We start from the raw sequence: 7,814 nt of genomic DNA, 5'->3' as shown, positions 1-7,814 counted from the left end.
CGTACGAGCAGGGCCTACTTCGGCGAGCTCGACGAAGCCGGGGCCGAGGCGGGGGCCGGGATGGGGGTGGTCGCCTCCGACTGGGGGGAGGCCGGGTTGCCGAGGACCGACGGGGCCGCCACCGCGGCGGTCGGGTCGATGGGCTCCTCCTCCGGGGGTGCCGTGGGGCCCCCGACGATGCGGATGTTCGCGGCGTCGAAGGCGCGCTTGACGCGCCAGCGGAGTTCGCGTTCGACGGAGAGGGACTTGCCGGGCATGGTCTTCGCCGAGAGACGGACGACCATGGAGTCGAGCAGGACGCTGTCCAGGCCGAGGACCTCGATCGGACCCCACAGACGCTCGTTCCAGGGCTCTTCCTTGGTCATCGCCTCGGCGACCTCGTCGAGGGTGCGCTTCACCTTGTCCAGGTCCTCGTTCGAGCGGACCGTGACGTCGACGCCGGCCGTGGCCCAGCCCTGGGAGAGGTTGCCGATGCGCTTGACCTCGCCGTTGCGGACGTACCAGATCTCGCCGTTGTCGCCGCGCAGCTTCGTCACGCGCAGGCCCACCTCTATGACCTCGCCGGAGGCGACCCCCGCGTCGATCGTGTCGCCGACGCCGTACTGGTCCTCAAGGATCATGAAGACGCCGGAGAGGAAGTCCGTGACCAGGTTGCGAGCGCCGAAACCGATCGCCACACCCGCGACACCGGCGGAGGCCAGCAGCGGGGCCAGGTTGATCTGGAACGTGCCCAGGATCATCAGCGCGGCGGTGCCCATGATCAGGAAGGACGCGACCGAGCGGAGGACCGAGCCGATCGCCTGCGAGCGCTGCCGGCGGCGCTCGACGTTCACCAGCAGACCGCCCAGGGCCGTGCCGTCGACCGCCTGGACCGTGCGGGTCATGCGATCTATGAGCTTGGTGATCGCCCGCCGCACCACCACTCTCAGTACCCCCGCGATCACCAGGATCAACAGGACGCGCAGACCGATCGCCAGCCACGTGGACCAGTTCTGCTCGACCCAGCTGGCGGCGTTGGTCGCGCTCTGCTGGGCGTCCTGAAGCGTGGCGGTCGTCGGGTCCGTCGTCGCCGAGGGGGACGGCGACGGGGTGGACCCCGAAGCCAACAGGGCGGTCAAGAACACGGCAGGTACCTCCAGGGCGTAGCGGTCCGCCCGCGGCTCGGGGACATGTGAGGACAGCGGCGGGCAGAACCACCACACTAACGGGGCATCGTGTGTGGATCGTTGCAATGTTCGGGGGAGAGACCCTACTCACCTGGGGATGAAAGAGGGTGTGGTCGAAAACACTCCCAGCCCGTTACCGGGACATGGTGGCGCTTCCACCAGGCAAGAGGGGAGACTGACTGCAGATCGTCCCGGCGCGAGCCACGCGCCGCCGGCGTACAAGGAGGCATCCGTGCCGCATGTCCTGGTCCTCAACGCGTCGTACGAGCCACTCGGCGTCGTACCGCTCCGCCGCGCGCTCGTCCTCGTCCTCGAGAACAAGGCCATCTGCCTCGAGGAATCCGGCGCCTTTATGCACAGCGCAACCGTTACTGTCCCCGCACCCAGCGTGGTCCGGCTGAAGAGGTTCGTACGGGTCCCTTACCGGGGGCCCGTTCCGCTGACCCGTCGGGCACTGTTCGCCCGCGACGGCGGCCGGTGCATGTACTGCGGTGGCGTCGCAACCAGCGTCGACCACGTCATCCCGCGCTCCCGCGGAGGTCAGCACGCCTGGGACAACGTGGTGGCGTCATGTCGCCGCTGCAACCACACCAAGGCCGACCGCCACCTGGTCGAGATCGGCTGGCGCCTGCGCCACAAACCCGCCCCGCCGACGGGGCTCGCCTGGCGCATCATCGGAACGGGGCATAGGGACCCGCGCTGGCTGCCCTACCTGCAGCCGTACGGCGCGGAGGATGCGATGGCCCGGATCGACGGCATTTCCGCCTGACGATCCGGGCCTTTGTGTTCCCTGCGGCTCTCCCGCCGTGTCCCTGTCGTGCCGTTCCGGCTCCCCAGGAGGACCCCCGTGCCTCCCGGGGAGCCGGCCGTGCCCGCAGGGCGGACGGTGTGCGGGTCACGCGTATCAGGTGCGGGGCGGCCCAGCTGTGGTGCGACCCAGCTGTGGCGCGACCCAGGGGCGGAGCGGAGCCCAGGCGGAGCGGAGCCCAGGTGGAGCGGGGCTCAGGTGGAGCGGGGCTCAGGTGTAGCGGGGCTCAGGTGTAGCGCAGCTCCGCCGGGTGCGCGGAGCGGCGCAGCAGCGGCAGTGACGTGGCCGCGGCGAGCAGACACGCCGCGTAGACGGCCACGGGCACCAGCAGGGGCATGAGCGGCGGTACGGATCCCACGTCCGCGGCGATCCACGCGTACGCGGCGCCGATGCCCAGGCCACCGAGGCCCGCCAGCGAGACCGCCGGGGCCAGCGGCAGGGCCGTCTCCAGGAGCAGCGCCCGGCCCAGTACGGCCGCCGGCACCCCGGCGGCGACCTGCGCGGCCAGGCCCCGGCGGCGGGTGGCCAGGGACTCGGCGGTGCCCACGGCGAGGCCGGAGAGGGTGATCGCGAGGGCGATCAGGACAGCGGCGCCGGTCAGGTCGATGCCGGTGGTGTAGAAGGACATGCTCGCGGCGAGGGAGTCGGACCCGCGTCCTTCGAGCTCCTGGAGCAGCACCTGGCGGATGCCGAGGAAGCCGCTTCCCACGACGGTCACCAGGAGGACGGCGGCGTGGGTGCGGGCGGCGGCCCACGGGTCGTCGCGCAGGCGTTCGGCTGCGATCAGGACCGCCGGGTTCCCGGTACGGTCCGGGAGCCGACGCCCGATAAGCCGGGCCGTGGCGCCGGCCAGCCAGACGGCTCCCATGCCGGTGACGATCACCAGGGCGAAGGCCAGCAGCGGGGCCGTGCTGAAGCCGCCGAAGGTCCTCGGTGCCATCACGATTCCCACGGTCAGCAGGAACAGCGATGCCATCAGGAACGTGCCCCCCGGGCCACGGCCCGTCCGTGGGTGCACCCGGCGCACCCAGCCCAGCGGCGAGGCGACCACATGGCGTAGCGCCATCGTGCTCGCGAGCGCGCCCAGCACGGGTACGGCGACCGCGATCAGCGCGAACCAGGCCCACACGACGGCCGGCGGACGCTGCCACTGGCTCAGCAGGAGCAGCGCGGAGAAGACCGTGGCGCCCGCCGAGCCCACGAGGCAGGCGAGCCCCGCCTCCAGCGCGGCGATCCGCCGCACCTGGGCCGCGGAGGCCCCCGCCAGCCGCAGCCCGGCCAGCCGTCGGTCGCGGTGCACGGCACCGATGCGGGCGCACTGTCCGAGGAAGCCCAGTACCGGGACCAGCAGGAGCAGCAGTGCGAGGACGATGCCCGAGCGCTCGCCGGGCTGGTCCAGCAGGCCGTTGCCGAGGGACACGCTGTACTGCCCGTCGAGCGAGGCGACCGCGGCGGCGGCCAGGCCGAAGCCCGTGGCGAGCCCCGCGCCCACCGCCGTGAGCGTGACCCGCCACCACTCCCGTCGGTCGGAACCGCGGGTCAGCAGCAGGGCGAGCCGCAGTTCGGTCCTCATCGGGACACCTCCACGGAGGTCCCGGCGGCGAAGGCCCGCGCCGCGTCGTCGACCACGAGCCCGTCGCACAGCGCCACCTCGCGGTCCGCGTACGCGGCGACCCGGGCGTCATGGGTGATCAGCAGGACGGCGGTGCCGGACTCGCGTGCGGTGTGGGCGAGGGCGGTCATGACCTGCTCACCGGCGAGCGAGTCGAGCGCGCCGGTCGGCTCGTCCGCGAAGACGACCCGCGGGCCGGTGACGAGCGCCCGCGCCAGCGACACCCGCTGGGCCTGGCCGCCGCTCATCTCGCCGGGCCGCAAGGCCTCCTGCCCCCGTACGCCGAACCGCTCCAGCCACTCACCGGCCTGCTCCCGCGCCGCCGTACGCGCGGTGCCCGCGAGCAGCAGGGGCAGTGCCACGTTGTCGAGGGCGGTCAGCTCCGGGATCAGCTGCCCGAACTGGAAGACCACCCCGAAGTCGGTACGGCACAGCTCGCTGAGCCGGCTCTCGGGGAGCCGGTCGAGGCGTTCGCCGGCGTACTCCACGGTGCCCTCGTCGGGGCGGACGATCCCCGCCAGGCAGTGCAGCAGCGTGGACTTCCCGCTGCCGCTGGCTCCGGTGACGGCCAGGATCTCGCCGGTCCGCAGTTCCAGCGAGGCGCCGCGCAGTGCCGGGGTGGAGCCGTGCGTCTTGACGAGACTTCGGGCCGTCAGCAGGGGAGTGCCCCCGTCACTGCTCGTACTGCTGCTCGTACTGCTGCTCGTACCGCTGCTTGTACTGCTGCTTGTACTGCTGCTTGTACTGCTGCTCATGCTGCGTCGACCTCCGCGGTCAGAGTGGAGAGCCGGGCCGCGGTGGTGTCCATCCAGCGGAGATCGGCGTCGAGGTGGGTGAGGGCGTAGTCGGCGGAGAGCACGGTCGCGAGATCGGCGCCGGGGCTCGTCTTCACCGCGGTCAGCTCGCGCATCCGCGCCATGTGCGCGGCACGCTGCGCCCGTAGATAGCCGGCGGCGTCCGTCGAGGCGAGGATCCCGACGACGACCTTGGCGAAGATCTCGTTCGTCACGAAGGGCGCGGGCGGGGTGATCTCCCCGGCCCAGTGGGCCAGTTCACGGGTTCCGTCGTCGGTGGAGCGGTACATGGTGCGCTCCGGACCACCGTCCGAGTCGGTCCCGTCGACCTCGGCCAGTCCGTCGCGGACCAGGCGCTGCAAGGTCGTGTAGACCTGCCCGTAGGCCAGTGGGCGGGCCTGCGGGAAGCGTTCGTCGTGCCGTCGCTTGAGGTCGTAGCCATGGCTGGGGCCTCCGGCGAGCAGCCCCAACAGGATGTGACGGGTGCTCATGGAGATCAGTATGCACTCGATATATGTACTGAGTGAATAGTGACCGTCGAAAAGTTCTCGGGGGAGCTCGGGGTGTGACCAGAAGCACGTTGTCCGTCCGCATACGTCTGCCCCGGCGTCCGCTGGGTAGAGCTGCGATAACCCGCTTCCCGCCTTACGACGACAAGGAGACCCTCGTGGCCGCATCGGCACACCTTCTGCTCTCGGCCCTCTCCAAACGCCCGACGGAGCCCTCCGTCGAGCCCCACGTGTGCGTCTTCAGCGCCGAGAGCGCCTCCGCCGAACCCCCGCTGACCAGCGAACCTCCCCTCCCCGACGCCGAGCCGCTGACCAGCGAACCGCCGCTGGCCGACGCCGCGCACCTGACCAGCGAGCCCGTCTCCACCGGCGCCGCCACGGACATCTCGGGGGTATAGATGGCGCCCAGCCCGCCCGCGGACCCCTCGCCCGCCGGCCCCTCGCCGGCCGACCCTCCCGACCCGCACGCACCGCTGGCGCGGCTGGCCGCACTGCACGGCGTCGCCACCTCCTACAGCCCCTCCCCGGACCGTACGGTCGCGGCCACGGACACCGCGGTCGTCGCGGCCCTGGCGGCGCTCGGCGTCGACGCGAGCACCCCGGACGCCGTCCGCGCGGCCCTCGCCGGCCGGGAGACCGAGACACGGGAGCGGCTGCTGCCGCCGACGGTGGTGTGCTGGGGCGGGAGCCCGCCCGCCGCGCTCGCCGGACTGCCGGCCGGCACCCGGCTGCGCATCACCACCGAACAGGGCGAGACCCGCGCCGCCGCCGAGCACCTCCCGCCCGGCGTCCACACCCTGCACGTCACCGCCCCCGACGGCCGCACCGCCGAGGCCCACCTCGTCGCCGCCCCCGCCCGGCTGCCCGCGCCGCCCGGACGCACGTACGGACTCCTCGTCCAGCTCTACTCCCTCCTCTCCCGGCGTTCCTGGGGCATGGGCGACCTCGGCGACCTCGCCGAACTGACCGCCTGGGCCGGCCGGGCGCTCGGCGCCGGATTCGTGCAGGTCAACCCCCTGCACGCGGCCGTACCCGGCACCCCCACCGACCCCTCCCCGTACCGGCCCTCCTCCCGCCGCTTCCCCGACCCGGTCCACCTGCGGGTCGAGGACATCCCCGAGTTCGCCCACGTCGACGACCCGGGCCGAGTACGGGCGCTGCTGGAGCGCGCCGAGCGACTGCGCGAATCCGTGCTCCACAAGGGCGCGTTGATCGACCGCGACGCCGTGTGGGACCTCAAGCGCGAAGCGCTGGAACTGGTGCGCGAGGTGCCGCTCGGGCCCGGCCGCCGCGCCGCCTACGTCGACTTCCTCGCCGAGGAGGGCGAGGCGCTGGAGGACCACGCCACCTGGTGCGCGCTCGCCGAGGCGTACGGCCCCGAGTGGCAGCGGTGGCCGGTGGGCCTGCGTGACCCGCGTTCACCCGAAACCACCCGCGCCCGCGGCGAGTTGATGGACCGCGTCGACTTCCACAGCCGCCTCGCCTGGCTCACCGACGCCCAGCTCGCCACCGCCCAGCGCTCCGCGCGCGACGCCGGGATGGCGGTGGGCCTCGTGCACGACCTCGCGGTCGGAGTGCATCCGGGCGGAGCCGACGCCTGGGCGCAACAGGAGTACTTCGCGGCGGGCATGTCCGTCGGCGCGCCCCCGGACGCCTTCAACGCACGCGGCCAGGACTGGGGCCTGCCGCCCTGGCGCCCGGACCGCCTCGCCGCCTCGGGCTACGCCCCGTACCGCCGTCTCCTGCGCGCCCTCTTCCGGCACGCGGGCGCCCTGCGCATCGACCATGTGATGGGCCTGTTCCGGCTCTGGTGGGTGCCGCAGGGACAGCCGCCCACCGAGGGCACGTACGTCCGCTACGACGCCGAGGCGATGCTCGCGATCCTGACCCTGGAGGCCTCGCGGGCCGGGGCCCTGGTGATCGGCGAGGACCTCGGCACGGTCGAGCCCGGCGTACGCGAGACGCTGCACGAGCGCGGGGTGCTCGGCACCTCGGTGCTGTGGTTCGAACGGGACTGGGACGGCGACGGGAAGCCCCTGCCCCCCGAGCGCTGGCGCCCCGACTGCCTGGCCACCGCCACCACCCACGACCTGCCGCCCACCGCCTCCAGGCTCACCGGCGACCACGTCGAACTCCGCGACCGGCTCGGTCTGCTCACCGGCTCTCTGGAGGACGAGCGGACCGTGGCCACGGCGGACACGGGGGAGTGGCTGGCGCTGCTCGCCCGCCTCGGGCTGCTGCACGGGGCCGGCGACGCGGGTTCGGCGGTGTCGGAGGAGGCCGAGATCCAGGCCGTGCACCGCTTCCTGCTGCGCACCCCGGCCCGCATGATCGGTGTGTGGCTCCCGGACACGGTCGGGGACCGGCGCCCGCAGAACCTGCCGGGCACGTGGGACCAGTACCCGAACTGGCGGCTGCCCATCGCCGACGCGGACGGCCGCCCGGTGACCCTGGAGGAACTGGCGGCCTCGCCCCGGCTGTACGCGCTGATCGATGTGCTGCGTGGGTGACGGAGGCGTGTGAACGGGGCGTGCGGGCGGGCGTGAGATCTCCGTACGGCACCCCGGGCGCGCGACTCATTCAGGTGTTCGCTACGTTTGCACCGTGGACAAGAAGAACGCCCTGCGCGCCGGCGCCCTGGCTTCCGGTACGACGCTGATGATGCTGCTCATGTCGTCCCCCGCGCTCGCGCTGACCCGCGACGACGGTGACGACCCCGGCAAGGGCCTGAGCGTGATCGAAACGCTCGGCCTCTACGTCGTGACGCCGATCGTCCTGTTCCTGGTCATCGCGGGCCTCGTGATGGTTCTGGACAAGTCCGACAAGCAGCCGAAGCGGACCTGATTCCGGCTCGCTTCCCGGAGCCTCGGCCGCGCGCCGAGGTCTGGATCCTTCTCGATCGAGGGAGTCCGCGCACCCGGTGGG

At 72.7% G+C, this 7,814-nt stretch carries 8 protein-coding genes; 4 read left to right on the top strand and 4 right to left on the bottom strand.

From position 1 onward, the window contains the following. Positions 1 to 14: 14 nt before the first annotated feature. Positions 15 to 1,139, bottom strand: coding sequence for a mechanosensitive ion channel family protein (locus ACFVWD_RS40425; protein WP_389602956.1), 1,125 nt, complete (start codon positions 1,137 to 1,139; stop codon positions 15 to 17). A 259-nt stretch (positions 1,140 to 1,398) separates the two neighbouring features. Between ACFVWD_RS40425 and ACFVWD_RS40420 the strand changes: the two genes are divergently transcribed. Continuing rightward, positions 1,399 to 1,935, top strand: a complete 537-nt coding sequence (locus ACFVWD_RS40420) for an HNH endonuclease (protein ID WP_067370302.1) — start codon at positions 1,399 to 1,401, stop codon at positions 1,933 to 1,935. Positions 1,936 to 2,200: 265 nt separating this feature from the next. On the opposite strand, the gene ACFVWD_RS40415 is transcribed toward ACFVWD_RS40420, so the two are convergent. The 3 genes from ACFVWD_RS40415 to ACFVWD_RS40405 are packed head-to-tail and all read right to left on the bottom strand — an operon-like array spanning position 2,201 to position 4,871. Next, positions 2,201 to 3,547 carry an ABC transporter permease gene (locus ACFVWD_RS40415; RefSeq protein WP_389602953.1) on the bottom strand — a complete coding sequence of 449 codons (1,347 nt, stop codon included), beginning with the start codon at positions 3,545 to 3,547 and terminating at the stop codon, positions 2,201 to 2,203. After that, the gene (locus ACFVWD_RS40410) at positions 3,544 to 4,341 is read right to left on the bottom strand and encodes an ABC transporter ATP-binding protein (RefSeq protein WP_389602952.1); all 798 of its coding nucleotides are present in this window, start codon (positions 4,339 to 4,341) and stop codon (positions 3,544 to 3,546) included. The genes ACFVWD_RS40415 and ACFVWD_RS40410 overlap by 4 nt, the downstream gene beginning before the upstream one ends. Next, positions 4,338 to 4,871: a PadR family transcriptional regulator gene (locus ACFVWD_RS40405; protein WP_389602951.1), complete on the bottom strand. Its 534-nt coding sequence runs from the start codon at positions 4,869 to 4,871 to the stop codon at positions 4,338 to 4,340. The genes ACFVWD_RS40410 and ACFVWD_RS40405 overlap by 4 nt, the downstream gene beginning before the upstream one ends. A 176-nt stretch (positions 4,872 to 5,047) precedes the next feature. Between ACFVWD_RS40405 and ACFVWD_RS40400 the strand changes: the two genes are divergently transcribed. From ACFVWD_RS40400 to ACFVWD_RS40390, 3 genes are all read left to right on the top strand, one after another. Next, positions 5,048 to 5,287, top strand: a complete 240-nt coding sequence (locus ACFVWD_RS40400) for a hypothetical protein (RefSeq protein ID WP_389602950.1) — start codon at positions 5,048 to 5,050, stop codon at positions 5,285 to 5,287. Next, a complete protein-coding gene (gene malQ, locus ACFVWD_RS40395) occupies positions 5,288 to 7,399 on the top strand; it encodes a 4-alpha-glucanotransferase (protein WP_389602949.1) in 2,112 nt (703 codons plus the stop codon). It abuts the gene before it with no gap. 94 nt (positions 7,400 to 7,493) lie between these two features. Next, positions 7,494 to 7,733 (top strand): hypothetical protein, encoded by a 240-nt coding sequence (locus ACFVWD_RS40390; RefSeq protein ID WP_054231770.1) that lies wholly within the window; start codon positions 7,494 to 7,496, stop codon positions 7,731 to 7,733. Positions 7,734 to 7,814 lie beyond the last annotated feature (81 nt).

The sequence above is a fragment of the Streptomyces sp. NPDC058086 genome, from assembly GCF_042885015.1.
Taxonomy (GTDB): Bacteria; Actinomycetota; Actinomycetes; order Streptomycetales; family Streptomycetaceae; genus Streptomyces.
The sequence above is the reverse complement of the archived record's forward strand: the minus strand, read 5'-3'. Positions and strand labels throughout refer to the sequence as shown.